Genomic DNA, 783 nt, shown 5'->3' with positions numbered 1-783 from the left:
GCGCGCGGTCGGCAAGAACCTGGACCGATAGGAGGGCACCATGGCCAGAGCTGTTTCCACCAGACGCACCGCAGTCGTCACCGTCATTGCCTGGATCATCGCACTGCTGATCTTCTTTCCGATCCTCTACACGATCATCACCAGCTTCAAGTCGGAGCAGGAGGCGATCCAGGGCTTCAACCTGATCCCGTCCGGCACGCTGGAAAGCTACTATGACGTGGAGAGCCAGAAGGACTATTTCACGCCCTTCCTCAATTCGGTGTTCCTCTCCGTCGGCTCGACCATCCTGGCGCTGATCGTCGCCGTGCCGGCCGCCTGGTCGATGGCCTTTGCGCCGGCCAAGCGCACCAAGGACATCTTGATGTGGATGCTCTCCACCAAGATGATGCCGGCGGTGGCGGTGCTGTTTCCGATCTACCTGCTGTTTCGCAATTTCGGCCTGCTCGACAGCCGCATCGCGCTCTGCGTCATGCTGATGCTGATCAACCTGCCGATCGTTGTCTGGATGCTCTACACCTATTTCCGCGAAATCCCCGGCGAAATCCTCGAGGCGGCGCGGATGGATGGCGCCACGCTTTGGGGCGAGATCGTCTATGTGCTGACCCCGATGGCGGTGCCCGGCATTGCGTCGACCATGCTGCTCAACATCATCCTTGCCTGGAACGAATCCTTCTGGACGATCCAGCTGACGACTACCAATGCCGCGCCGCTGACTGCCTTCATCGCCTCGTTCTCCAGTCCGCAAGGATTGTTCTGGGCAAAGCTTTCGGCAGCCTCGACGAC

1 protein-coding gene is annotated in these 783 nt (G+C 60.0%); it reads left to right on the top strand.

The window, feature by feature from the left end; translation table 11 throughout:
- Positions 1-40: 40 nt before the first annotated feature.
- Positions 41-783, top strand: a 743-nt coding sequence (locus tag AC1D06_RS42665) for a carbohydrate ABC transporter permease (RefSeq protein ID WP_477991628.1), incomplete at its 3' end; no start/stop codon positions are given.

Source organism: Rhizobium sp. P2_G2, from assembly GCF_056403555.1.
Note: the sequence above shows the minus strand (reverse complement) of the source record. Positions and strands in the feature narration are given on the sequence as shown.